General features: G+C 70.9%; 23 protein-coding genes and 2 tRNA genes. 15 read left to right on the top strand and 10 right to left on the bottom strand.

The annotated features are described in order from the left end of the window. Positions 1-36 precede the first annotated feature (36 nt). The 5 genes from pheT (at position 37) to ABD679_RS11605 (ending at position 4,519) form a co-directional block, all read left to right on the top strand. Positions 37-2,439: a phenylalanine--tRNA ligase subunit beta gene (gene pheT, locus ABD679_RS11585; RefSeq protein ID WP_344760141.1), complete on the top strand. Its 2,403-nt coding sequence runs from the start codon at positions 37-39 to the stop codon at positions 2,437-2,439. 20 nt (positions 2,440-2,459) lie between these two features. Further along, entirely contained in the window at positions 2,460-2,762 is a 303-nt protein-coding gene (locus ABD679_RS11590; protein ID WP_344760142.1) for an integration host factor subunit alpha, read from the top strand. Further along, on the top strand, positions 2,755-3,111 hold the full coding sequence (locus tag ABD679_RS11595) for a MerR family transcriptional regulator (protein WP_344760143.1): 357 nt from the start codon (positions 2,755-2,757) through the stop codon (positions 3,109-3,111). The genes ABD679_RS11590 and ABD679_RS11595 overlap by 8 nt, the downstream gene beginning before the upstream one ends. Before the next feature lie 67 nt (positions 3,112-3,178). After that, a tRNA-Pro gene (locus ABD679_RS11600) sits at positions 3,179-3,255 on the top strand. 202 nt (positions 3,256-3,457) lie between these two features. After that, positions 3,458-4,519 carry a TraB/GumN family protein gene (locus ABD679_RS11605; protein ID WP_344760144.1) on the top strand — a complete coding sequence of 354 codons (1,062 nt, stop codon included), beginning with the start codon at positions 3,458-3,460 and terminating at the stop codon, positions 4,517-4,519. A gap of 21 nt (positions 4,520-4,540) precedes the next feature. On the opposite strand, the gene dxs is transcribed toward ABD679_RS11605, so the two are convergent. From dxs to ABD679_RS11630, 5 genes are all read right to left on the bottom strand, one after another. Beyond that, on the bottom strand, positions 4,541-6,457 hold the full coding sequence (dxs, locus tag ABD679_RS11610) for a 1-deoxy-D-xylulose-5-phosphate synthase (protein WP_344760145.1): 1,917 nt from the start codon (positions 6,455-6,457) through the stop codon (positions 4,541-4,543). 88 nt (positions 6,458-6,545) lie between these two features. Then, positions 6,546-7,658 (bottom strand): hypothetical protein, encoded by a 1,113-nt coding sequence (locus tag ABD679_RS11615; protein ID WP_344760146.1) that lies wholly within the window; start codon positions 7,656-7,658, stop codon positions 6,546-6,548. Positions 7,659-7,841: 183 nt separating this feature from the next. Further along, positions 7,842-8,513, bottom strand: a complete 672-nt coding sequence (locus tag ABD679_RS11620) for an HNH endonuclease (protein ID WP_344760147.1) — start codon at positions 8,511-8,513, stop codon at positions 7,842-7,844. 124 nt (positions 8,514-8,637) lie between these two features. Then, the gene (locus ABD679_RS11625) at positions 8,638-10,428 is read right to left on the bottom strand and encodes an acyl-CoA dehydrogenase C-terminal domain-containing protein (RefSeq protein ID WP_344760148.1); all 1,791 of its coding nucleotides are present in this window, start codon (positions 10,426-10,428) and stop codon (positions 8,638-8,640) included. Between the two features lie 37 nt (positions 10,429-10,465). Continuing rightward, positions 10,466-10,951 (bottom strand): LEA/WHy family protein, encoded by a 486-nt coding sequence (locus ABD679_RS11630; RefSeq protein WP_344760149.1) that lies wholly within the window; start codon positions 10,949-10,951, stop codon positions 10,466-10,468. A 254-nt stretch (positions 10,952-11,205) separates the two neighbouring features. Between ABD679_RS11630 and ABD679_RS11635 the strand changes: the two genes are divergently transcribed. Both ABD679_RS11635 and ABD679_RS11640 read left to right on the top strand, forming a co-directional pair. Continuing rightward, entirely contained in the window at positions 11,206-13,011 is a 1,806-nt protein-coding gene (locus tag ABD679_RS11635) for an amidohydrolase family protein (protein WP_344760150.1), read from the top strand. After that, positions 13,011-14,471 carry an amidohydrolase gene (locus ABD679_RS11640; RefSeq protein WP_344760151.1) on the top strand — a complete coding sequence of 487 codons (1,461 nt, stop codon included), beginning with the start codon at positions 13,011-13,013 and terminating at the stop codon, positions 14,469-14,471. The genes ABD679_RS11635 and ABD679_RS11640 overlap by 1 nt, the downstream gene beginning before the upstream one ends. 104 nt (positions 14,472-14,575) lie before the next feature. Here the strand turns inward: ABD679_RS11640 and ABD679_RS11645 are convergent. Continuing rightward, a tRNA-Phe gene (locus ABD679_RS11645) sits at positions 14,576-14,651 on the bottom strand. Between the two features lie 172 nt (positions 14,652-14,823). Between ABD679_RS11645 and ABD679_RS11650 the strand changes: the two genes are divergently transcribed. Further along, positions 14,824-15,282, top strand: a complete 459-nt coding sequence (locus ABD679_RS11650; protein ID WP_344760152.1) for a DUF6491 family protein — start codon at positions 14,824-14,826, stop codon at positions 15,280-15,282. Here the strand turns inward: ABD679_RS11650 and ABD679_RS11655 are convergent. The 4 genes from ABD679_RS11655 to ftsY form a co-directional block, all read right to left on the bottom strand. Further along, positions 15,252-15,533, bottom strand: coding sequence for an oxidative damage protection protein (locus ABD679_RS11655; RefSeq protein WP_344760153.1), 282 nt, complete (start codon positions 15,531-15,533; stop codon positions 15,252-15,254). The two genes, ABD679_RS11650 and ABD679_RS11655, sit on opposite strands and share 31 nt — an antisense overlap. Further along, complete coding sequence (mutY, locus tag ABD679_RS11660; RefSeq protein WP_344760154.1) at positions 15,530-16,615, bottom strand: A/G-specific adenine glycosylase; 1,086 nt, start codon at positions 16,613-16,615, stop codon at positions 15,530-15,532. Before mutY ends, ABD679_RS11655 begins: the two co-directional genes overlap by 4 nt. Continuing rightward, positions 16,612-17,862, bottom strand: a complete 1,251-nt coding sequence (locus tag ABD679_RS11665) for an AsmA family protein (RefSeq protein ID WP_344760155.1) — start codon at positions 17,860-17,862, stop codon at positions 16,612-16,614. Before ABD679_RS11665 ends, mutY begins: the two co-directional genes overlap by 4 nt. A gap of 143 nt (positions 17,863-18,005) precedes the next feature. Continuing rightward, the gene (gene ftsY / locus ABD679_RS11670) at positions 18,006-19,310 is read right to left on the bottom strand and encodes a signal recognition particle-docking protein FtsY (protein WP_344760156.1); all 1,305 of its coding nucleotides are present in this window, start codon (positions 19,308-19,310) and stop codon (positions 18,006-18,008) included. A gap of 88 nt (positions 19,311-19,398) precedes the next feature. On the opposite strand from ftsY, the gene rsmD reads away from it, so the two are divergent. From rsmD to ABD679_RS11705, 7 genes are all read left to right on the top strand, one after another. Further along, positions 19,399-20,040, top strand: a complete 642-nt coding sequence (gene rsmD / locus ABD679_RS11675; RefSeq protein ID WP_344760157.1) for a 16S rRNA (guanine(966)-N(2))-methyltransferase RsmD — start codon at positions 19,399-19,401, stop codon at positions 20,038-20,040. Next, on the top strand, positions 20,037-20,540 hold the full coding sequence (coaD, locus tag ABD679_RS11680; protein WP_344760158.1) for a pantetheine-phosphate adenylyltransferase: 504 nt from the start codon (positions 20,037-20,039) through the stop codon (positions 20,538-20,540). The genes rsmD and coaD overlap by 4 nt, the downstream gene beginning before the upstream one ends. A gap of 35 nt (positions 20,541-20,575) precedes the next feature. Then, positions 20,576-21,091: a hypothetical protein gene (locus ABD679_RS11685; RefSeq protein WP_425561893.1), complete on the top strand. Its 516-nt coding sequence runs from the start codon at positions 20,576-20,578 to the stop codon at positions 21,089-21,091. 78 nt (positions 21,092-21,169) lie between these two features. Further along, positions 21,170-21,502 carry a YfhL family 4Fe-4S dicluster ferredoxin gene (locus ABD679_RS11690; RefSeq protein WP_344760159.1) on the top strand — a complete coding sequence of 111 codons (333 nt, stop codon included), beginning with the start codon at positions 21,170-21,172 and terminating at the stop codon, positions 21,500-21,502. Between the two features lie 49 nt (positions 21,503-21,551). Continuing rightward, positions 21,552-23,285 carry a gamma-glutamyltransferase gene (gene ggt / locus ABD679_RS11695; protein ID WP_344760160.1) on the top strand — a complete coding sequence of 578 codons (1,734 nt, stop codon included), beginning with the start codon at positions 21,552-21,554 and terminating at the stop codon, positions 23,283-23,285. A 91-nt stretch (positions 23,286-23,376) separates the two neighbouring features. After that, a complete protein-coding gene (locus ABD679_RS11700; protein ID WP_344760265.1) occupies positions 23,377-24,264 on the top strand; it encodes an MBL fold metallo-hydrolase in 888 nt (295 codons plus the stop codon). Then, on the top strand, positions 24,264-25,052 hold the full coding sequence (locus ABD679_RS11705) for a TMEM43 family protein (protein WP_344760161.1): 789 nt from the start codon (positions 24,264-24,266) through the stop codon (positions 25,050-25,052). The genes ABD679_RS11700 and ABD679_RS11705 overlap by 1 nt, the downstream gene beginning before the upstream one ends. The last annotated feature ends 16 nt before the right edge of the window (positions 25,053-25,068 follow it).

Here is a 25,068-nt window from a genome sequence, read left to right on the forward strand (position 1 = left end):
GGTCCCCGGTCCCGAGTCCCGAGTCCCGGAATAGCAATGAAATTCTCAGAAAACTGGCTCCGCCAACACGTCGCCACCGACGCCACGCGCGACGAGCTCGCCGCGACGCTGACCGCGATCGGCCTCGAGGTCGAAGAGCTGACGCCGCTGGGCGCGCAGCTCGACGGCGTCGTCGTTGCACGCATCGTGTCGGCGGACAAGCATCCGCAGGCCGACCGCCTGCAGGTCTGCCAGGTCGACGCCGGCAACGGGACGACAGTGCAGATCGTTTGCGGCGCGCCCAATGCGCGCGCGGGGCTGGTGGCGCCGCTGGCCACCATCGGCACCAGGATCGGCGACATCACGATCAAGGCCGCGAAGCTGCGCGGCGTCGAGTCCAGCGGCATGCTGTGTTCGGCCAGGGAACTGGGCGTCGACGCCGACGCTTCGGGCCTGCTCGAGCTGCCCGGTGACGCGCCCGTCGGCACGCCGCTGGCCGATTACCTGGGCCTGCCCGATGCCAGCATCGAGCTCAAGCTCACGCCCAACCGCGCCGACTGCTTCAGCGTGCGCGGGATCGCCTTCGACGTGGCCGCGGCCTGCGGCAGCGAAGTCGCCGCGTTCGACGCCGCGCCCGTGCCCGCGCAGGGCGACGCCGCGCTGGCCGTGCAGCTGGATGCGGGTGCCGACGCGCCGCGCTACGTCGGCCGTGTGATCGAGGGCGTCGACGCCAGCCGCGCCACGCCGGTGTGGATGGCCGAACGCCTGCGCCGCAGCGGCATCCGTCCGGTGTCGCTGCTGGTCGACGTCACCCAGTACGTGATGCTCGAACTCGGCCAGCCGATGCACGCCTTCGACCGCGACCTGCTGCGCGGCCCGGTCGGCGTGCGCCGCGGGCGCCAGGGCGAAGCGCTGACATTGCTCGATGGCAGGGACGTGGTCGCCGATCCCGGCTTCCTGGTCATCACCGACGCCGACCGCGCGGTCGCGCTGGCCGGCGTGATGGGCGGCGCCGACACCCGCGTCACCGAGGCGACGAAGAACGTCTTCCTCGAAGCCGCGCACTTCGCCCCGTCCGCGATCATCGGCCGCGGCCGCAGGCTGGGCCTGCATACCGACGCCGGCCACCGCTTCGAGCGCGGCGTCGATCCCGAACTGCCGCGCACGGCGATCGAGGTCGCCACGCGCCTGGTCCTCGACATCGCCGGCGGCACGCCCGGCCCGGTGACCGAGGCGGTCCTGCCGGAACACCTGCCGCAGCCACGCACCATCGCGCTGCGCCGCGCGCGGCTGGCGCGCGTGCTGGGCCTGGACATCGCCGATGCTGAAGTGGAACGGATCCTGCGCGCGCTCGGCCTCGGGGTCGAAGCGAATGCCGATGGCTGGACCGTCACCGCGCCGACGCGCCGCTTCGACCTGGCGATCGAGGAAGACCTGGTCGAGGAAGTCGCGCGCATCCACGGCTACGACACGATCCCGACCACGCTGCCCGGTGGCGCCACGCGCCTGGCTGCGCCAACCGAAACCCGGGTGCCGGAGCAGGACCTGCGCCGCCAGCTCGCCGCGCGCGACTATCTGGAGGCGATCAACTACGCCTTCGTCGACGCGCGCCTGCTGGAGACCTGGCAGGCGCAGGCCGGCGCCGTGCCGCTGGCCAACCCGCTCAGCGCCGAGCTCGGTGCCATGCGCACGCAGCTGCTGCCGGGGCTGGTCGCCGCGCTGGCGCGCAACGCGGCGCGGCAGCAGTCGCGGGTGCGGCTGTTCGAGATCGGCAAGGTGTTCGAGGGCCGGGACCCCGGTCCCGGGAATCAGGACCCGGAACAGCGGCCGGCACCGGTCGAGACGCTGCGGGTGGCCGCCGTGGCCTGCGGCGATGCGTCCTCCGAACAGTGGGGCGAGCCGGCGCGGCGGGTGGATTTCCACGACCTGAAGGGCGACCTCGACAGCCTTGTCGCGCTGTCCGGGGCGAAGCTCGACTACCGGCCGGCGCAGCCCGCGTGGGCGCACCCGGGCCGCGCGGCCGAGGTGCTGCGCGACGGCGTGGCGATCGGCGCGATCGGCGAACTGCATCCGCGCCTGCAGCAGGCGCTGGGACTCGACCACGCCGTGGTGGCCTTCGAAGTCGACCTCGCGCCCTTGCGCGAGCGCGCGGTGCCGCGGGCGCGGACGCTGTCGAAGTTCCCGTCCGTCCGCCGCGATCTCGCGTTCGTCGTGGCCGAGGATGTGTCCTGGCAGGCCGTGGCCGATACCGTGCGCGCCGCCGCGGGCGCGGTGCTGCGCGACCTGCAGCTGTTCGACCGCTACGCCGGCAAGGGGGTCGAATCGGGTTTCAAGAGTTTCGCCATGGGCTTGATTCTGCAGGAGGATTCCCGCACTCTGACCGACCGCGAAGTGGATGCGGCCGTGGCCAGCGTGACGGCCGCGCTCGAATCCGCCCACCGGGCGCGCATTCGAGGCTGAGGATCGGGTAGGGGACGGAAATGGCGTTGACCAAGGCGGAAATGGCCGAGCGGTTGTACGAGGAAGTCGGGCTGAACAAGCGCGAGGCCAAGGAATTCGTCGACGCATTCTTCGACGCCCTGCGCGAGGGCCTGCAGGCCGGCCGCCAGGTCAAGCTGTCGGGCTTCGGCAACTTCGACCTGCGGCGCAAGAACCAGCGCCCCGGCCGCAACCCCAAGACCGGCGAGGAGATCCCGATCTCCGCGCGTACCGTGGTCACCTTCCGCCCGGGCCAGAAGCTCAAGGAACGCGTGGAAGCGTACGCAGGAGGCGAGCATGCTTGACCCCGGCAGCAACCGCGAACTCCCGCCGATCCCGGCCAAGCGCTACTTCACCATCGGCGAAGTCAGCGAGCTGTGCGACGTCAAGCCGCACGTGCTGCGCTACTGGGAGACCGAATTCCCGAGCCTGAATCCCGTCAAGCGCCGCGGCAACCGCCGCTACTACCAACGCCACGACGTGCTGATGGTCCGCCAGATCCGCGGTCTGCTGTACGAGCAGGGCTACACCATCGGCGGCGCCCGCCAGCGCCTGGAGGGCGAGGGCGCCAAGCAGGAGTCGGCGCTGAGCAGCCAGATCGTCAAGCAGGTGCGGATGGAGCTGGAGGAAATCCTGCAGCTGCTGCGCCGCTGAGGGCCGGCGGGAATCGCGGCCACGGTTGCTCCCACAGGCGAGGCGCGCCGGCTATAATTGACCGTTCCGGGGTATAGCGCAGCCTGGTAGCGCACTTGTCTGGGGGACAAGTGGTCGTCGGTTCGAATCCGGCTACCCCGACCATCTTCTGGTTGAAATCAACGGCCTGCGAGCACTGCTCGCGGGCCGTTTTTCATTCCCCCTGTTCCTCCCCATTTGCCTCCCTGCGCAGGGCCCGGGTTGGCGCACCCGCGCCGGCAACGGTCGTCATCGGTGCCCGGCTCACGGGTGCCGCGCCGGCCCTGGGACGGTTATTACAATGCGGGATTTCCGACGCGGAGCCGCCATGCGTTCGATGTGCCAGGCCATCCTTCTGGCGGCGTGCCAGGCCGTGTTGGCGGTGCACGCACAGTCCGGCGAGGCGCCGCAGAGTGTCGCGCCCAGGCAGGTCGACGAGCCGGTGCAGGCCGATGCGGCCGCGCCGCCGCCGCCCGGAATCGTCGACATGGACACGGTCGTCGTGTCGGGCGTCCAGCCGGGGCCGGGCATGTGGCGGGTATCGAAGGACGACCACGTGCTGTACGTGCTGGGGACGTTGTCGCCGTTGCCGAAGCATATGGAGTGGGCATCGCGCGAGGTGGAGGACACGATCGCCCGTTCGCAGGCGGTGCTCGAGCCGCCGGCGGTGGTGATGCGTTCCGACATCGGTTTCTTCCGCCGCCTGTCGCTGGTGCCGGCGCTGCTGCGTGCCCGCAACAATCCGGGCAAGGAGAAGCTGCAGGACATGGTGTCGCCGGAACTGTACGCGCGCTGGCTGGTGCTCAAGGCGCGCTACATCGGGCGCGACCGCGGCGTGGAGAAGCGCAGGCCGATCCTCGCCGCGCAGGAGCTCTACGAGGCGGCGATCCACAAGTCCGGGCTGCAGCTGGAGAATGTCGCCGGCAAGGTGGTGAAGAAGGCGGCCAAGCGGGCCGGCGTGCCCACGGTGCCGGCGGAGGCCGAGCTTGTCATCGAGGATCCGAAGGCGGTGCTCAAGGAGTTCAATGCCATCACGCTGGCCGACACCGGATGTTTCGCCGGCACGATGGCGCGGATCGAAACCGACCTCGACAACATGCGTGCGCGCGCCAACGCCTGGGCGGTGGGCGATATCGAGGCGCTGCGCGCGCTGCCGTTCCACAACCAGTACGCCGACTGCGTCGACGCGATCACGGGCACGAGCCTGGCCAGGCGCCTTGGCATCGATGGCCTGCTGGCGCGTGCCGAACAGGCCTGGATGGATGCCGCGGAGGACGCGCTGGCGAAGAATGCGATCACCTTCGCGACGCTGCCGATGGGAGAGGTGCTGTCTGACAAGGGTTACCTCGCCAAACTGCGCGCAAAGGGTTACCGGGTCGAGGCGCCCTGAGCGGGCGCGACGGGTACTGGCTCAGCCGGCGACGGTGCGGGCCGGCTGCAGCGGCTTGGCCAGCTCCGGCCAGCGCGCCAGCAGTGAAGCGTGGATGCCTGCGGCGTCGAGGCCGGCCTCTGCCAGCAGGTCCTCGCGGCTGGCGTGGTGCTGGAACGCGTCGGGCAGGCCCAGGTGCAGGATCGGCAGGGCGATGCCTTCGGCGGCGAGCAGTTCGGCCACGCCGCTGCCGGCGCCGCCGGCGACGACGTTGTCCTCGAGCGTGGCGAAGCCGTCGTGCGTGCGCGCGAGTTCAAGAATGAGTTCGCGGTCGAGCGGCTTGACGAAGCGCATGTTCGCGACCGTCAGGTCGAGGTCGCCGCCGACCTGTTCGGCGGCCGGCACGATCGCGCCAAACGCCAGCAGGGCGATGCGCGCGCCGCGGCGGCGCAGCTGCGCCTTGCCGATCGGCAGCGTGTCGAGCGCCGGTTGCACGGCAACGCCGGGGCCGCTGCCGCGCGGATAGCGCACCGCGGCCGGGCCGTCGAAGCGGAAGCCGGTGGACAGCATCTGCCGGCACTCGTTCTCGTCGGCCGGTGCCATGACGACCATATTCGGCACGCAGCGCAGGTAGGACAGGTCGAGGTTGCCGGCGTGGGTCGCGCCGTCCGGGCCGACCACGCCGCCGCGGTCGATCGCGAACAGCACGTCGAGGTTCTGGATCGCCACGTCGTGCACCAGCTGGTCGTAGCCGCGCTGCAGGAACGTCGAATAGATCGCGACCACCGGCTTGGCGCCTTCGCAGGCCATGCCCGCGGCGAGCGTCACCGCGTGCTGTTCGGCGATGGCGACGTCGAAGTAGCGGTCCGGGTATTCCCTGGAAAAACGCACCAGGCCCGAGCCTTCGCGCATCGCCGGGGTGATGCCCATCAGCGTGTCGTCGGCCGCGGCCATGTCGCACAGCCAGTCGCCGAACACCTCGGTGTAGGTAGGTTTCTTCACCGCGCCGGGCTTCTTGACGACGCCCAGATCCGGATCGAAGGGCGACACGGCGTGGTAGCCGATCTGGTCCCCCTCGGCCAGTTCGTAGCCCTTGCCCTTGGTGGTGATCACGTGCAGCAGCTGCGGGCCCTTGAGCTTCTTCAGCGTCTTCAGCGCCGCGACCAGCGCCTTGACGTCGTGGCCGTCGATCGGGCCGGTGTAGTGGAAGCCCATTTCCTCGAACAGCGTGGACGGCACGAACATGCCCTTCCAGTGTTCCTCCCAGCGGCGCACGAAGCGGGCCGGCCCGCTGCTGCGCTTGTCGCCAAGGATCTTCTTGCCGCCCTCGCGCAGCGCGTTGAGCGCCGTGCTGCCGGTGGCCCGCCCGAGCATCTTGGTCAGGCCGCCGACGTTCTCGCTGATCGACATGCGGTTGTCGTTGAGCACGACCAGGATGTTCGGCTCCGGGTCCATGCCGCCGGCGTGGTTGAGTGCCTCGAAGGCCATGCCCGCCGTCATCGCGCCGTCGCCGATCACCGCGACCACGCGGCGGTCGTTGCCGGCGCGCGCGTTGGCGATCGCCATGCCCAGCGCTGCGGAAATCGACGTTGACGAATGGCCGACGCCGAAGGTGTCGTACTCGCTTTCCTCGCGCTTCGGGAACGGCGCCACGCCGCCCTTCTGCTTGACCGTGTGGATCGCGTCGCGGCGTCCGGTCAGGATCTTGTGCGGATAGCTCTGGTGGCCGACGTCCCAGACGATGCGGTCGCCGGGTGTGTCGTACAGCGCGTGCAGGGCGACGGTGAGTTCGATCACGCCCAGGCCGGCGCCGAAATGACCGCCGGACTTGCCGACGGATTCGATCAGGTAGGCACGCAGTTCGTCGGCGATGGCGGGCAGTTCGGATTCATCGAACTTGCGCAGGTCGGCTGGACTGTCGATGCGCGCGAGGCGCGGATAGCGCAAGGAGTCGATCATGCCGCCATTTTCGCCTCCGCCGTCGCGCCGGGCAAGGCAATGCGTGGCGGGGGAGGCGGGAGGCGCGATCGGGCGCCGCGGGACCGGTTCAGCGGCCGCGCAGGCGGCCGAACAGGCCGGCGGGTTTCGGCGGCTCGGCCGGTTCCGGCGGCGTTTCGGGTACCAGGTCGGCGAAGCCGGTGGCCAGGCTGGCGTTGACGAAGTCGGCGACGTCGGCGACCGGCATGCCACTGGCTTCGGCGATTTCCGGCAGGGTCGCCGGCGTCTTCATCATCGCGGTGGCGATGCGGAAGTGGCGCGGGTACTCGCGCTCGGTCTGCGGCCACTTGTTCAGCCTGTAGCGGCCCTGCGGATCGTGGCCGGGGAGCAGGGTGCCCTTGCCGGCGACCAGCGCGCCGAGCCACTGCAGGCGCAGCAGCGGCTGCGCGTCGCCCGCGGATTTGCTTTCGCTCGCCCAGGCCGCGTCGTCGATGTCCTCGAAGTCCTCGCGCCGCACCGCGTCCTCGAAGCCTGGTGCCAGTGGCTTGAGCGTGGACGGGCCGTGGTACCTGCGCGTCGTGGGGTCGATGAGCAGGACCGTGCCGGCGGCGGTGCGATAGCGCACGCGGCGGTCGAGCGCGCCGGGCTCGAGCCAGTCGCCGAGACGGCGTTCGGCCGGCTGCTGGTCCTGCGACGGGGTGCGTAGCAGCGAGGGCGTCGCAGGTGGCGCGGGCTCCTGCTCCTGCCTGGCGGGTTCGGCCGGCTCGACCGGTTCGGCCAGGGCCACGGGTGCGGGCGGTTCAGGCGCAGGCCCGGGAACGGGTTCCGGCTTGGGAACGGCCGCCGGCGTCGGGCGGGCTTCGGGCGTTGCCTCGATCGCGTCCGCCTTCGCTTCGACCTCGGGAGGCGTCACGCCGTTCTCGGTGGCGACGTCGCGCAGCAGCGCGGTGACCGAATTGCCGTCGAACGGCCGCGCGAGGTGGAAGTCGGTCTGCGAACGCGACGCGGTGGTCAGCCCGATCACCGTCCTGCCGGCCGCGTGCAGGCGCAGCCAGCTCATCGGGCCGTACATGCTGTCCATGTCGACCATGACATGACCGGCTTCGGCCTCGGGCACCAGCTGCCACAGCCCGCCCAGGCGCGCGTTCGCGTCGGTGAAGGCGGCCTTCAACGCAGTTTCGGTGGCCGGATCCATGCCGGTCATGCCGAGGGTCAGGGACATTGTCGCAATCCGGTATCTCGCAGCCGACGAGTGTTGCCAAGTGCGCCGCGCGCGTCAACGCGCGTACCGCGGCAGGTTGTCGCAGTGATGGTCAGTTGCTGCCGCAGTCGCGGCCGGAACCTGACGCAGCGCCGGAAAAAGTGGGATGGAATGCCGTATTCGCCGCCGTGGATCGACGGCGGTTCAGGCGCTGAGGCGGGAGCGCCTGGGCAGGTGGCTCTTCAGGAAGGCCATCTGGTCGGCGAGGATGTTGCGGTTGCTCAGGATCAGGTGCTCGACCCAGCTCGGCCGGTACGGCACGGCCAGCAGTGGCATCGACGCCTGCTGCGGGGTGCGCCCGCCCTTGCGCGAGTTGCAGTGGAAGCATGCGGTGACCACGTTTTCCCAGATGTCGCGGCCGCCCTGCGACAGCGGCTTGACGTGGTCGCGCGTGAGCTGCTGGCGGCTGCAGTCGCGGCCGCAGTACAGGCACAGGTGCTGGTCACGCGCGAACAGCGCGGTGTTGGTCAGCGCCGGCGTCGGGTCGAGTGCATGGGCGCGGGCATGGCCGCGCGCGGCGATGATCGGATGCAGTGGCTGCACGCTGCGCTCGCCGCTGAGCCGGCTGGTGCCGCCATGCACGACCAGGCAGGGATCGCCCAGCGTCCATGCGACCGCCCCGCGCGCGTACAGGCAGGTCGCGTCCTGCCAGCTCATCCAGTCGAGCACGCGGCCGTGGGCGTCAAGCGAGAGCAGGCGCACGGCATCGAGCCGGACGGGGCGGGAATCAGCGGGCGTCAGGGCGGAGGCGGCGTTGGCCGGGTCCGTGAGGCTCCCGGTCCGGATCAGGCGAGGATTCGCGCTGTCGGTCTCCATCGGGGCATCAGCATATACCCGTTTGCGGGCGTTTGTGCGGTCCGGGCCTGTGGGAGCGGCCATGGCCGCGATGCTGGTCCCGGCCAATCGCGGCCATGGCCGCTCCCACAAGGCGGACCGGGAGCTAGGGGGCGAAGTGGTCCGCGTCCATCGCCATCAGCGGGGCGGCGCCGCTTTCGATCGCCGCCCTGTGTGCCAGCGTGCGCGGCAGGATGCGGGCGAAGTAGAAGCGCGCGGTTTCGCGCTTGGCGTCCCTGAACGCCTGCGGCTGCGACGATGCATCGGCCGCGGCCACGCTGCGTGCCCACCAGTAGGCCAGCGCCACGTAGCCCGAGTAGAACAGGTAGTCATGGGCGGCCGCGCCGATCTCGTCGGCGTCGGCCACCGCGCGCTTGCCGATGGCCTGGGTGAGCTGCTGCCACTCGCCGGCCTTTTCGCGCAGCGGTGCGATGAACTCCGCGAGCGCCTCGTCGCCCGCGTGCTCCGTGCAGAACGCCTCGACCATGCCGAGGAACACCCGCAGCCCCGCGCCCTGCAGCTGCATGATCTTGCGCCCCATCAGGTCCAGTGCCTGGATGCCGGTGGTGCCCTCGTACAGCGTGGTGATGCGCGCATCGCGCGCAAGCTGCTCCATGCCGTGCTCGTGGATGTAGCCGTGGCCGCCGAAACACTGCAGCGCGTGGTAGGTGCATTCCACGCCCCACTCGGTCAGGCAGGCCTTGACGATCGGGGTGAGGAAGCCGAGCAGGGCGTCGGCGCGCTCGCGCTCGGCCGCGTCTCCGGCATGGCCGACGATATCCACCAGCGACGCGGCGTGGTAACCGAGCAGGCGGCCGCCTTCGACCAGTGCCTTCTGCGTCAGCAGCATGCGACGCACGTCGGGGTGGACGATGATCGGATCGGCCGCCTTGTCGGGGAACTTCGCGCCGGTGAGCGCGCGCATCTGCAGGCGTTCGCGGGCGTAGCGCAGGGCGTTCTGGTACGCGCGGTCGGCCAGCCCGAGGCCCTGCAGACCGACGGCCAGGCGCGCGGTATTCATCATGGTGAACATCGCCATCAGGCCCTTGTTCGGCTCGCCGATCAGCCAGCCCTGCGCATCGTCGAAGTTGATCACGCAGGTCGCCGAGCCGTGGATGCCCATCTTGTGTTCCAGCGCGCCGCAGCGCACGGCGTTGCGTTCGCCGATATTGCCGTCGCGATCCACGCGCAGCTTCGGCACGATGAACAGCGAGATGCCCTTGCTGCCCGCGGGCGCGTCCGGCAGGCGCGCCAGCACCAGGTGCACGATGTTGTCGGTGAAGTCGTGGTCGCCGGCGGTGATGAAGATCTTGGTGCCGGTGATCGCATGGCTGCCGTCTTCCTGCGGCACGGCGCGGGTCTTGAGCAGGCCCAGGTCGGTGCCGCAGTGCGGCTCGGTCAGGCACATGGTGCCGGTCCAGCGGCCATCGACCAGCGGCTTGAGGAACACCTCCTGCTGCCAGGGCTGGCCGTGATGCAGCAACGCTTCGGTGGCGCCGTGCGAGAGCAGCGGGAAGTTGCCCCAGGCCAGGTTCGCGGCGTCGATCATTTCCTTCAGCGGCACCGCGGCCAGGTGCGGCATGCCCTGTCCACCGAACTCGGCCGGCGACGCCAGCCCCGACCAGCCGCCGTCTACGAACTGCGCGTAGGCCTCCCGGAAGCCCGGCGGCGTGGTGACAGCGCCGGTGGCCTTGTCGTACGTGCAGCCGACTTCGTCGCCGACGCGGTTGAGCGGGGCCAGCACGGTTTCGGTGAAGCGCGCGGACTCCTCCAGTACCGCGTCGACGATGTCGCCGGTGGCATCGGTGAAGCCGAGCCGGGCGAACAGCGCCTCGGCGCCGAGCACGTCGTGGAGGGTGAAGCGGATGTCCTGCAGCGGTGCGTTGTAGTTGCTCATGCCTGGGATCGGGTTCCGGAAACGAAGGGGAAGGGCGTCAGCGCAGCACGCCGGGCAGCCCGGGGACGGGGTTGAGCGCGCTGGTGTGCTTGATGTCGTAGCTGCGCGAGCTGCTGCGATCTTCCGGCGCCGCCTGCAGCGTGCCTTGCAGCGCATAGCCGACGGCGCGGTTGCCACCGAGCGCATCGGCAATCGCGATGCGGCCGGCCGAGGTGGGCGCATGTTCCAGCGTCACCACGTCCGCCGACTCCGGCCCGATCGAGATCCCGGCGTTGCCGGTCAGCGTGCCTGCGGGCTGTTCGCCCAGCGTCACCGCCAGGCTGATCGCGCCGAAGCGCATCGGGATGCTGCTGTAGTTCTGCAGGCGCAGGTCCACCGACCAGCTGCCGTCGGCGCGCACCGTCAGCTGCTGGATGCTGGCGCTGGGCTCGGAGATGCGCCGGACCGGGCCGTTGCTGCAGGAGGCGAGCAGCAGCATCGCTGCCGTCGCCAGGAAAGCCACGAAAAAACGCTGCCGGTGCATGCCTGGATCCGTGCGCTGCCGAAGGGAGCACGAAAATACCACGGCGTATGGGTGTGCAGCGGGCGCCGTGGCGCTGGAGATTCAGTGACGCGTTTCGCCATCCGGCGATCCTTGCGCGTGCGAATCGCGCTGGCAGCCTGTGGCCGGCTCATGATCGGGTAGTCTGCAACGCGGCGTCGCCGCCGCCTGCCGACAGGGTGCGCGGCGCGGTGGATTCCGGACATCGAAGGGAGTAGACCTTGCTGGCTGCCTGCATGAAGACCACGCGTGAGAATTCCACGGCGCTGCTGGCCGCTGCGCTCCTGCTGCTGGCAGTTGCCTGTGCGCAGCCGGCGGGCGCCGCCGGGGACGCGCTCCTGATCCGCGGCGCAACCGTATTCGATGGCACCGCGAACGCGCCGTTCGACGCCGACGTGCTGGTCGAGGACGGCCGCATCGCCGCCGTCGGCCCGGCGCTGGAGGCCCCCGCGGGCGCGACGGTGGTGGACGCAAGCGGCCAGGCGCTGCTACCGGGACTGTTCGACGTGCACACGCACTGGACCCCCAACGGCGTACCGGCCACGCTGCCGGAAATCGCCAACGCCTACATCGCCGCGGGCGTGACCACGGTCAACGACTTCCACCAGGCGCCGGAGGCCTATGCGCCGCGGCGCGCGTGGCTGGCGGACATCGCCACGCCCGACGTGCGCTTTGCCGCGCGCATCAGCACGCCGCTCGGCCACGGCGCCGACTGGGCCGACCAGGCCACCACGCGCTGGGTCAACTCGCCGGAGTCGGCGCGCGCGGCGGTCGATGGCGTGGCCGCCTATGAACCGGACTTCATCAAGGCTTTCACCGATGGCTGGCGCTATTCCAACGCGGCGGACAACACCAGCATGGACGAAGCCACGCTCACCGCGCTGGTGCAGGAGGCGCATGCGAAGGGCCTGGAAGTCCTCACCCACACCGTCACCCTCGAACGCGGCAAGCAGGCCGCGCGCGCCGGCGTGGACGTGATCGCGCACAGCCTCCAGGACGCACCTGTCGACCAGGAACTGATCGACCTGATGCGCGAACACGGGACCCGCTACGCCCCGACGCTGGCCGTCTACGAGCCGGTGAAGCTGGCCGGTAAGCCGCCGGCGGATCCGGCCGACAAGGCCTTCGTGCAGCGCACGCGCAACTTCGCCAACGCACTGGCCAACGTGCGCACGCTGCACGAGGCAGGCATCCCGGTCATGCTCGGCACCGACGCTGGCATGCCCGGTACCCCGCACGGCGCGGCGACCGTGCACGAACTCGAACTGCTGGTGCAAGCAGGCCTCTCGCCCGCCGATGCGCTGCGCGCCGGGACCTCCGCCAGCGCCGCCGCGCTCGGCCTCGACGACCGCGGCACCATCGCGCCGGGCAAGCGCGCGGACTTGCTGCTGGTGTCCGGCAAGCCGTGGGAAACGATTGGCGACATCCACCACGTCGAGCGCGTCTACGTCGCCGGTCGCCAGGTTGCAGGCGCCGGCACGCAGCTGCCACCGGGCAACGCGCGCACCGCGCTGCCGGCGCAGCGCATCGACGCACTGGTCGACGACTTCGAAAACGCCGCCGGCCGCACAGCGCTCGACACGCTGCGCACCGACGAGGCCGACGGCGGCAACGACCGCAGCACCCAGGTCACCGAGGTCATCGCGCGCGAAGGCGAGGGCCACGCGTTGTCGATGCAGGCCTGGCTGTCGCACAAGGAGCACGCCCGCGCCGGCGCGCTGTTCCCGCTCAGCCGCGGCGCGGTGGCGCCGGTGGACCTGCGCGGCTATCGCGGCCTGCGCATGGACATCCGCGGCCGGGGCGGCGTGCAGGTCGAGTTCCGCGGCCTCGCCGATGCCCGCTGGGCCAGCGAACTCGACGTCGGGCCGCAGTGGCGGACGGTGGAGATCCCGTTCTCCCGGCTGGAAGGACTGCCTCCGTGGCGCAGCGAAGGCCCGGGGCCGAAGTGGTCCGGCAACGACGTGCTGCAGCTGGGCGTGTTCGCGGGCGGCGAGCCCGGGAGCAAGGTGTGGTTCGAACTCGACAACATCCGGTTCTACTGATGCGCCGGGCCACGCGCGGCGCGCTGCTCGTGGCCATGCTCGCCTGCCTCGGCGCGCCCGCGCAGGCGCAGGACGCCGCGGCCGATGCGCAGCTCCTGCACTCGGTGCAGCGCGACGCGCCGAAGTTGCAGGAGATGACGCATGCGCTGTGGGCGCATCCGGAACTCGGCTACCTCGAAGTCGAATCCTCGCGGCGCCTGCAGGACGCGCTGCGACAGGCCAGCTTTGACGTGCAGGCGGGCGTGGCCGGCATGCCGACCGCCTTCGTCGCACGCGCCGGCCGTCGCGGCAATGGCCCGGTGATCGCGCTGCTGGCGGAAATGGATGCGCTGCCCGGCATGTCGCAAGCGGCAACCCCGGTGCGCGAGCCGATCCCGGGCCAGGACGCCGGCCAGGCCTGCGGCCACAACCTGTTCGGGCCGGCGGCGGTGGTCGCCGCGCGTGCGGTCAAGGACTGGCTCGAAGCGAACGGCCAGGACGGCGAGATCCGCGTCTACGGCACGCCGGCGGAGGAGGGTGGTTCGGGCAAGGTGTACATGGTCAAGGCGGGACTGTTCGACGACGTCGACATCGCGCTGCACTGGCATCCGTCGTCGGCGAACTCGGCGCGACAGGACGGCAGCCTGGCCAATATCAGCGGCAAGTTCCGCTTCCACGGCGTCGCCGCGCACGCCGCGATTTCACCCGACCGCGGCCGCTCCGCGCTCGACGGCGTGGAGGCGCTGGACTTCATGGCCAACATGATGCGCGAGCACGTCCCCGACGGCACCCGCATCCATTACGTGATCACCAACGGCGGCGACGCGCCCAACGTCGTGCCCGAAACCGCCGAGGTCTATTACTACGTGCGCCACGCCGATCCGGCGGTGGTGCGCGACGTGTTCGCAAGGCTGCGCAAGGCCGCCGACGGCGCCGCGGCGGGCACCGGTACCACGGTGGAGTTCGAGCAGACCGGCGGCGTGTACTCGCTGCTGCCGAGCGACAGCCTGGGCCAGGTACTCGACGCCGCGCTGCGCGAGGTTGGCGGCGTGGCCTACGACGCCGACGACACCACCTTCGCCACGCGCCTGCAGGAAAGCCTCGACCGCCCGGCGCCGCTGGCCGAAGCCGCACAGGTCCAGCCGTACGGCGTCGACGGCCCCGGCTTCTCGTCGACCGACGTCGGCGACGTCAGCTGGGTCGTGCCCACCGCGGGGATCGGCACGGCGACCTGGGTCCCCGGCACCCCCGCGCACAGCTGGCAGGCCGTCGCCGCCTCCGGCCACGCGATCGGCAACAAGGGCGCCCTCAACGCCGCCCGCGCCCTCGCGCTGGGCGCCGTCGCCCTGTACCGCTCGCCGGACGTGGTCGAACAGGCGAAGGCGGAATTCCAGCGCCGGCGTGGCGACGGCTTCCGCTACGAATCCATGCTCGAACGCACCACGCCGCCGCTCGACTATCGCAAGGCGGTCGAACACTAGCCGCGGATCCGCAGTGGCATGCCATGTCCATGCTGCCGGGCGCAGCCGCCGCACCATGAAAAAAGGGCCTTTCGGCCCTTTTCATGTGAACATTTGCAAGTTCATGGTGGCCGGGGAGGGAATCGAACCCCCGACACGGGGATTTTCAATCCCCTGCTCTACCAACTGAGCTACCCGGCCGGAACGCTTCGGCGCTGGGCCGTGCGAGGGCGGAATGATACGGGCACGGGCGGCGGGCGGCAAGCCAATCCTGATCCCGGCTGAATGGCCGGCGCGGGATTGCCGTGGCCTTGGCGGCGGCGGGTGCATGATCGTGGGATTCCAATGCGTTGCGCATGCAAGAGGAGGCCCGATGAAGACGTTTACCGCCGTCCCGTCGCTGCTGTTGGCGCTGCTGGCGGCCGCCTGTGCCAGTACCGGCATGACCCAGGAGCAGAAGCTCGACACCTACCGCGCGCATGCGGGCGCACCGGTCTCCAGTTTCCGCTACTTCGGCCAGATCAACGGCTGGACGTCGCTGGGCGAGCGCAACATCGCGGTCTGGACCAAGCCGTCCGAGGCCTGGCTGCTGGAACTGTCGGGGCCGTGCCCGGACATCGATTACGCGCCGGCGATCACCGTGACCAACCAGTTCAACCGGGTCAGCGCGAAGTTCGACAAGATCATCGTGCACGGGGCGGGTACGCCGCGTGTCCCGTGCCGGATCGAGACGATCCGCCCGCTCGACGTCAAGGCGATCAAGCAGGCCGAGAAGACCGCGCGCGACCAGGTGGACGAAGGTCAGGCGGAAGAGGAGTCGTCCGGCACGTAGCCTGCCGGCTTGTCGGCACCGCCGCCGAACAGGAACTTCTCCATCTCCGCTTCCAGGAAGGCGCGGTGCTTCGGGTCCAGCGGCGAGAGCCGGTTCTCGTTGATCAGCATGGTCTGGTGCGCCAGCCACGCCGCCCAGCCGGCCTTGCCGATGCTGGCGAACACGCGTCTGCCCAGCTCGCCCGGCCAAGGCACGAAGTCCAGGCCCTCGGTGTCCCGGTTTTCGTACTGGCAGTGCACGGTGCGCGTCATGTCGGTGGCTCCTCGTCGTCGGGGCGGAGCTGCGCTTCGAGCAGCGTCCTGATCGGGGCCGGGATGCCGAGCGCGGCGAGGTCGCCGCGGGCCACCCAGCGGATGTCCTGATTGTCGCCCACGGCGTCGCGCGGTGCGACTTCGCGCCAGCGCAGCGGCAGCAGGGTGAGCCGGTAGTGGGTGAAGCCGTGGGCGATCGCGTCCAGCGGCTCGCCGTGGTCGTAGTCGCCGGCGAGGTGCGCTTCGAACCATTCGCGCGCCGCCTCATGGGTTGCGGCCTCGGGCAGCGACCACAGCGTGGCCCACACGCCGCTGGGCGGGCGCCGCTGCAGCAGCACGCGTCCGTGCGCGTCGCGCAGCAACAGTACGTGCGCGCTGCGCTCGGGCAGCGGCTTGCCGGGCTTGGGGGTAGGCAGTTCGGTGACGCGACCGGTTGCCAGCGCGGCGCAACCGGACTGCAGCGGGCACAGCACGCAGGCCGGGTCGTGGCGCGTGCACAGGGTGGCGCCGAAATCCATCTGCGCCTGGGTGTAGTCGGCGAGCCGCTGCGCTGGCAGGTGCGAGCGGGCGATCTCCCACAGGGCCTTTTCGACTTTCGGCTGCCCGGGCCAGCCGGCGACGCCGTGGTAGCGGCACAGCACGCGCTTGACGTTGCCGTCGAGGATCGGGAAACGGTCGCCCCAGGCCTGCGCCAGGATCGCGCCGGCGGTGCTGCGGCCGATGCCTGGCAGCGCGACCAGTGCGTCGAAGTCGCGCGGCAGTTCGCCGCCGTGGCGTTCGACGCAGGCGCGCGCGGCGGCGTGCAGGTTGCGCGCACGGGCGTAGTAGCCCAGTCCCGACCAAAGGGCGAGCACGTCGTCGGGCGGCGCGGCGGCCAGCGACGCCACGTCCGGCAGCGCGGCGACGAAGCGCTCGAAGTAGGGCACCACCACCCGCACCTGGGTCTGCTGCAGCATGATTTCCGACAGCCACACGCGGTACGGCGTGCGCGGATGCTGCCAGGGCAGGTCGTGGCGGCCGGAGACGTCGAACCAGTCGAGCAGGCGGGCGGCGAAGCCGTCGCTGGCAGGGCCTGCGCTCATGGCGGCGCGTCCGTTGTCGGCACGTCTTCGATTTCGACTTCGACGCCTTCGAGATGCGCGCCAGAGATATCCAGCGCCGGCGTCGAAAACCGTCCCGACAGCGGTGGAACCGGCGAACCGGCGGCGCCGTTCGCCATCCACGCCGTGATGTCCGGCAGTCGGAAGCGCGCGTCGAAGTCGGTGCGCTCGCGCTGCACGTGCAGCTGTGCGATGTCGGCCAGGTTGCCGCGGCCGAGGTAGCGCAGCGCGAACGGCAGCGGCGCGTCGGAGTCGCCGATCGGCGGCGGCAGCGCGGGCCAGGCGTCGGGCCAGTCGGCCATGCGTCCATCGAGTTCGAGCAGCAGGCGACGGCCCCACGCGAGCGCGCCGTGGGCATCGAGCTGCGGCACCAGGCCTTCGCCGCGCAGCGCGACGAAGGCCGGCGCCAGCGCGAGCGTGCCGCCGCGCAGTAGCATCGGCGAGGTCAGGGCGAACGCGAAGGGCAGGCGTGTGTCGCCGGATTCGTAGCGGCCTGCGAGGCTGGCGCGCAGGCGCGTGCTGCGGATGCCGTCGTCGCCGGAGCGCAGCGGCGCGGCGGACAGTCGCAGCCGTGCCGGCAGCGTCCAGTCGCCGGAGGACGCGGTGACCGGCCCGATGATCGCGATCCCGGATTCCATCGCCGGCCGCGTCATCGCCGCGGCGAGGTTGAAGTGCAGCGCGAAATCGCCGGCGCCGAAGCGTCCGGATGCGCGGCCGTCGACGCGCTGGTCCGCGTACAGGCGCGGCAGCGACAGCGCGAGGTCGTCGACGCGCCAGCCGTCGCCGTCGATGCGGCCGTCGCTGACGACCAGCCCGTCGCTGATCGCGGGGATGCGGGATTCACCCGGCGAGCGCGAGGCAAGCCAGTGCTGCAGCGCGGGCAGGTCGAGCACCGGTGCGTCGATTTCAATGCGGGTGATGTCGAGCACGGCGCCGCGGCTGCGCACCGTCGACCAGGGCACCGAGACGTGCACGCGTCGTGCGCGCAGCAGTGGCGTGGCGGCGCCGGGCTCGCGTGCGACCACGTCGCGAACGGTCAGTCGCGGCGTGCCGCGCAGGCCGTATTCGGCGCCGCCGCCGGCGGTGATCTCCAGCCCGAGGGCGTCTCCGAGCGCGCCGAGGACGAAGCTCGCCACGCGCTGCGGCTGCAGCAGCAGGTGCAGGACCAGCGCGAGCAGCAACAGCAGCGCGACGGCGGATGCGAGCAGCCGCGTGGTGCGCCTACGCATCGTTCCGGCGCCCCAAAACCACGCCCTGTAGGAGCGGCTTCAGCCGCGAGCTTTTGATTTCGTCGGAATCGCCGGCAAAAAGCTCGCGGCTGAAGCCGCTCCTACAGGGGAACGGGAACGGCGTGCGCTGCGGCAATGCCGCGCTAGCCGCGCCCGAGTTCATCGGGCAGCAGTGCCTCGACGAAGGCCTCGGCGTCGAACACGCGCAGGTCCTCGGGCCGTTCGCCGATGCCGGCGTAGCGGATCGGGATGCCGAACTCGCGCGCCAGCGCGAACACCACGCCGCCCTTGGCGCTGCCGTCGAGCTTGGTGACGACCAGGCCGGTGACGTTCACCGCCGCGTGGAACTGGCGCAGCTGCGACAGCGCGTTCTGTCCGGTGGTGCCGTCGATCACCATCAGCACCTCGTGCGGCGCGGCGGGGTCGATCTTGCCCAGCACGCGGCGGATCTTGCCCAGCTCGGCCATCAGCCCCTGCTGGGTGTGCAGGCGGCCGGCGGTGTCGGCGATGAGGACATCGGTGCCGCGCGCCTTCGCCGCCTGCAGCGCGTCGAAGGCAACCGAAGCGGCATCGGCGTTCTGGCCCTGTGCGACCACGGCCACGCCGTTGCGTTCGCCCCAGGCCTGCAGCTGCGCCACGGCGGCGGCGCGGAAGGTGTCGCCGGCGGCCAGCATCAGGCCGTGGCCTTCATCCTTGTAGCGCTTGGCGAGCTTGCCGATGGTGGTGGTCTTGCCGACGCCGTTGACGCCGACGGTGAGGATCACGAAGGGCCTGGCGGCCGCGTCGATGGCCAGCGGCTGCGACACCGGCTGCAGCAGCGCGACCAGTTCGGCGCGCAGCGCGGCCAGCAGCGCCGCGGCGTCGGCGAACTCGCGCGCCTTCATCCGCTTGCGCAGCTGTTCGACCAGTTCGGTGGTGGCGGTGACGCCGACGTCGGCGGTGATCAGCGCGGTCTCGACCTCGTCGAGCAGGTCGTCGTCGAGCCTGGGGTTGCGCGAGAACAGGCCGCCCAGCCCGCGTGCGAAGCCGGTGCCGCGCAGGCGTTCGCGCCAGCCCGGCTTGCCGGGGGCGGCCGCGGGGTTTTCGCGGGTCGCGGAAGAAGGAAGTGCGGGCTCCGGCTCCGTTACGGGAGCCGGGGCCGGGGCAAGGGCCGGTGGCGGAGCAGGCGGCGGCACGGCAACCGCTGGCGCCGCGGCCTCGACGACAGCGGCGGCAAGCGTAGCTTCGGTTGCCCCGTCGCGGTCGTGTGGTGGCGTTTCCGGCGGAGCGGCGGCTTCAGCGGCCTCGTCTTCGCGCGCAGGCGCGGTTCGCGCGGGAGCAGCTTCGGGAATGCCGGGCGCCTTCGGGAATGCCGCGGCCAGCGCCTCGATGTCGAGGCCGCCCTTGCGTGTTTCGCCGCTGCCGGCTGCCGCATCCTTGTCCTTCTTGCGGCGGAAGAAACTGGCCATTCGTCGCCAACGTGGTGGGGGAGTGGTGTTGTCCGCGCAGGCGCGGAAAATGGCTGATCATGGTAGCACCGCACCCCGGCCCGACTGGATGAAACGACCCGGCACGAAACCCACGCCGCGCGGCCGCGAAGGCAGCGTGCGCATCATCGGCGGACGCTGGCGCGGCAGCCGCCTGCCGGTGCCCGACGCGCCCGGGCTGCGGCCCACGTCCGACCGTGCGCGGGAAACACTGTTCAACTGGCTGCAGCCGGTGCTGCCCGGGGCGCGGGTGTTGGACCTGTTCGCCGGCAGCGGCGCGCTCGGGCTGGAGGCGCTGTCGCGAGGCGCCCGCGAGGCGCTGCTGGTCGAACGCGACCCGCGGCTGGCCGAGTCGTTGCGGGCCACGGTCGAACGCCTGCATGCCGGCGACCAGGCCACGGTGGCGCGTGCCGACGTGCTGGCGCTGCTGCGCGCGCCGTTGCAGGGGCGCTTCGACGTGGTGTTCCTCGACCCGCCCTTCGAACACGACCTCTGGGCGGCGGCGCTCGCCGCGCTGCCGCCCTGGCTGGCCGACGACGCCTGGCTGTACCTGGAATCGCCGCCCGGCAGCGCCGTCGAACCGGGCCCGGGCTGGCGCCTGCATCGCGAAGGCCGCAGCCGTGACGCACGGCACGCCCTGTACCGTCTGGCCGGCGGGGGCGCTGCTACACTTGGCCCGGACTCCGACGACAGCGCGACGAGCACACCATGAGCGTGGCCCGCAGCCGCACAGCGGTCTATCCCGGTACCTTCGATCCGATCACCAGCGGCCATGTCGACCTGGTCGATCGCGCCGCGCCGCTGTTCGAGCGACTGATCGTCGGCGTGGCCGAAAGCCCGGCCAAGCGCCCGGCGCTGCCGCTGCAGCTGCGGGTGGACTTGGCGCGCGAGGCACTGGCGCACCACGCCCACGTCGAGGTGCGCGGCTTCGACTCGCTGCTGGCGCACTTCGTGAAGGAAGTCGGCGGCGGCATCCTGCTGCGCGGCCTGCGCGCGGTGTCGGACTTCGAATACGAATTCCAGCTGGCGAGCATGAACCGCCACCTGATCCCGGAGGTCGAGACGCTGTTCCTGACCCCGGCCGAGCAGTACGGCTTCATTTCGTCCTCGCTGGTGCGCGAGATCTCGCGCCTGGGTGGAGACGTCACCGGTTTCGTGCCGCCGGCCGTGGCACGGGCGCTGCAGGCCGAATGGCAGCGGAGCAAGGCTTGAGCCACACCCTTCAACCACCCGCACAGGGGAGCAACATGAAAATCTTCGCAAGCAACATCATGACCCGCCGATCGCTGCAGATGCTCCTGGTCGCCTGCCTCGTGCTGCCGTTCGCGGCGTGCAAGAAGGAGGAGGCGCCCAAGCAGGCCGCCGCTGCGCCTGTCGCGGTCCCGACCACCGATGACACCGTCGCCTGGCGGCCGTACGTGTCGGACGTGGTGATGCGCAACATGGGCGCCATCTCCAACCAGCCCTACGTGTACCTGCTGCCGTCGCAGAGCGAGGGCGACTTCGAGGGCAGCTACGAGCGCATGCTCGAGAAGGCCAAGACCGACGTCGCCCGCGGCATCATCAGCGGCAACATGCTGGCCTACGCCTCGCCGGAGTCGGCGAAGATGGCCGACATCGTGATCGAATCGTTCAAGGACGTGCCGCCGGGCACCATGGACGGCGTGCGCGTGCTGTTTATCGGCGACGCCGCCGACGGCCAGCGCGTCAAGGACGCGGTCACGCCGGCCGGCGTCGACTACGTGTTCGTCGAGGCCAAGTGAACCACCCCGCGGGGCGGCGCGAAGCCGCCCCGCGCGGGAGCCGGCGCCACGGCATCCCGGGCTCCCGCCAATCCCGCCATGTCCCTGAAGATCAACGAGCTCTGCGTCAACTGTGATGTCTGCGAACCGGCATGTCCGAACCAGGCGATCTCGCAGGGCGAAACCATCTACGTGATCGACCCGGCGCGCTGCACCGAATGCGTCGGCCATTTCGACGAACCGCAGTGCGTCGTGGTCTGCCCGGTCGAGTGCATCGACCCCGATCCCGACCACGATGAAAGCCGCGAAAGCCTGCTCGCCAAGCTGCACCGCCTGCAGCAGGCCGACGCCGGAAACCCCGCCGACACCCTTGCCGCGACGGAAACGCGACCAGCGATGCCGGATCCCGAAGAACACAAGCCGCACCCGTGACGCCAGGAACGACGGCACGGCCCCTGCGAAGCGCAGCGAGGGAGTTTGCATGAAACCGATCGGCCACCTGTTGCTCATTTCGATCCTGGCGTTCGCGCCGGCCATGGCCGCCGAGCGCGCCGATGCGCCGGCCGACCATCCGCCGGGCGTTGCCGTGGCTTCCGCGCACGAGCTGGCCACCGAGGCCGGCCTGCAGGTCCTGCGCGAAGGCGGCAACGCCTTCGACGCCGCGGTGGCGGTGTCGTCGACGCTGTCGGTGGTCGAGCCGATCAGCTCGGGCCTGGGCGGCGGCGGCTTCTTCCTGCTGCACGACGCGAAGACCGGCAAGGACGTGTTCGTCGACGCGCGCGAGACCGCGCCCGCTGCCGCCACCGAGGCGGCCTACCTGCTGGAGAACGGCGAGTTCAACCGCGACCGCGCGATGAACGGGCCGTGGTCGGCCGGCATCCCCGGCCTGCCGGCGGCACTGGTGCACCTGTCCGAGCAGTACGGCAAGCTGCCGCTGGAGCAGTCGCTGGCGCCGGCGATCCGCATCGCGAAGGAAGGCTTCCCGGTCTACGGGCGCATGGCCCGCGGCTACGCGGCAAAGGGCAAGGTGATGGCGCGCTATCCCGGCACCCGCGCGGTGTACGAGCCCGGCGGCAAGCCGATCGCCGAGGGCGACACCTTCCGCCAGCCGGACCTGGCGCACACGCTGGAACTGCTGGCGCAGAAGGGCCATGACGGCTTCTACCGCGGCGAGACCGCGCAGAAACTGATCAAGGGCGTCAACGACGAGGGCGGTGAGTGGACCGCCGACGAGCTGGCCGGCTACCAGGTCCGCGAGCGCGCGCCGATCGTGTTCGACTACCACGACTGGAAGATCACCACCGCGCCGCCGCCGTCCTCGGGCGGGATCGCGCTGGCGGAGATGCTGCAGATCCTCGAGCCCTGGGACCTGCCCAAGCTCGACCAGGCGCACCGCGTGCACCTGGTGGTCGAGGCGATGCGCCGCGCGTATCGCGACCGCACCTTCTACCTGGGCGACCCGGACTTCGTGAAGATCCCGCAGCGCACCCTGACCAGCGCCGACTACGCCGCCGGCCTGCGCGCGACGATCAACCCGGACAAGGCGACGCCCAGCGACATGCTGTCCGGCCAGCAGACGCCGCTGGAGGACGACGAGACCACGCACTTCTCGATCATCGACGCCGACGGCAACCGCGTCGCCGCCACGCAGACGGTGAACCTGCTGTTCGGCTCGGGCCTGATCCCGCCGGGCACCGGCGTGCTGCTCAACGACGAGATGGACGATTTCGCGCTCAAGCCCGGCACGCCCAACGCCTTCGGCGTGATGGGCTACGACGCCAACGCGCCCAAGCCGGGCAAGCGCATGCTCAGCTCGATGACGCCGACGTTCATGGAGTCCGCCGACAAGGTCGCCGTGCTCGGCACGCCGGGCGGCACCCGCATCATCACCATGGTGCTGCTGGGCATCATGGGCTACGACGACGGGCTGTCCGCGCAGGACGTCGCCGCGCTGCCGCGCTACCACCACCAGTGGATGCCGGACGTGGTCGAGGCCGAGCCGGGCACGTTCGCGCCGGACACGGTCGTCGCGCTGCGCAAGATGGGCCACACGATCGAGATGCCCGAGGACGAACCCGGCGACGGCGGCCGTTCCAGCCACGTCTGGGGCAACCTGCAGACGGTGGAGTGGGACCGCGCGACGGACAAGCTCTCGGGCGGTACCGATCCGCGCAATCCGGTGGGCGCGGCAAAGGTGGAGCTTTCGTCGCCGTAGCGGCGCACTTGCCAGCTTTTCCCGGAGCGCGGCGGCGGTTCGAACGCCGCCGCGTTACCATGCCGGCATGCGATCCAAGGACGCGACGGCGATGAAACTCTGGTCGATCCCCGGCAACAGCCAGCAGCTCGATGGCGGCGCGATGTTCGGCAACGCGCCGCGCGCGATGTGGGCGAAATGGATGGCGCCCGACGAGGCCAACCGCATCCCGCTGGCCTGCCGCGCGCTGCTGGCCAGCCCGCTGGCTGGCAAGACGGTGCTGTTCGAGACCGGCATCGGCGCGTTCTTCGAACCGAAGCTGCGCGACCGCTACGGCGTGGTCGAGGACCGCCACGTACTGCTCGACTCGCTGCGCGCGGCCGGGTTCGAGCACGAGGACATCGACGTCATCGTGCTCTCGCACCTGCATTTCGACCACGCCGGCGGCCTGCTGGCGCCGTGGGCGGAAGGGCGCGCGCCGGAACTGCTGTTCCCGAACGCGACCTTCCTGGTCGGAGCCGAGCAGTGGCAGCGCGCGCGACATCCGCATCCGCGCGATCGCGCCAGCTACATCCCCGAACTGCCGCAGCTGCTCGAGGACAGCGGGCGGCTGGAGATCGTCGAGGGCGAGCGTTCGGCCACGCTCGGCGACACGGTGCGCTTCCACTACAGCGACGGCCACACGCCGGGACTGATGCTGGCCGAGATCGTCGGTCCGGAGCGCGTCGACGGGCAGGCGCACGGCGGCGTGGTGTTCTGCGCCGATCTCGTGCCCGGCAAGCCATGGGTGCACGTGCCCATCACCATGGGCTACGACCGCAACCCCGAACTGCTGATCGACGAGAAGCGCGCGTTCCTGGAAGACAAGGTCGCGCGCAACGTGCACCTGTTCTTCACCCACGACCCGGAGATCGCGCTGGCGCAGCCGGTGCGCGACGAGCGCGGCCGCTTCGGCACGGCGCACGAAGCGGCGCAGCTGCAGGCGAGGGCGCTGGGCTGATGCGCCCGGGCAGCGCTGGCGTGCCCGCGCGTGGATGTGGCGGCATCGCGGCCGTTGTCCGGCGCGGTACGTTCGCGCTGGCGGCAGTGCTGGCCTTCGCCGGTGCCACCTTGCCCGCGTTTGCCGCGCAGGCGCAGGACGGCGCAGGGCCGCGCGGCGAACCGCAGTCGAAGTCCCTGCGTGATCCCGACTTCGGCGTCACCACCCGCCACCCCGGCCTGCAGCGGCACGTGGAGATGTACCAGTGGACCCGCGACGGCGCCGGCTACGCGCTGGAATGGCGCGGCGCGCGCGTGGATTCGTCCGGCTTCGCGCCGGGCCATGCGAACCCGCGCGACATCCCGCTGCGCGAGCGCGAGTGGCGTGCGGACGTCACGCTCGACGGCAAGCCGGTGGCGCGCGACGTAGTTGATGCGCTCGGCCACTGGCAGCCGTTCCGGCCCAACTTCTCCGCGCTGCCGGGCAATATGGCGGCCACCTTCCAGCCCGAAGGCGACGGCCTGGGCAGCGCCGAGAACCCGCTGGAGCCGCAGGTCGGCGACCTGCGCATCACCTGGCGCGCACTCGTGCTGCCCCCGCTCGCCGACCGCCTGCTGCTGCGCGACGGCGCATGGGCGCTGCGCGAGCCGGTGGAAACACCTCCGGCCGTCGATGCGGCCACCGCGACGCCTGCGCCGGACGACACCGGCCGCGACCGGCCGCGCTGGCCATTCGTGGTCGTACCGATCCTGGTCGTGCTGGTGGGACTGGCCATAGCGATGCGCCGCCGCCGCGGCCAACGGGCATAGCGCCAGCGACCCTGCC

Origin of the sequence: Luteimonas lutimaris, assembly GCF_039537065.1 — a bacterium.
In the GTDB taxonomy this organism is placed as follows: Bacteria; Pseudomonadota; Gammaproteobacteria; order Xanthomonadales; family Xanthomonadaceae; genus Luteimonas; species Luteimonas lutimaris.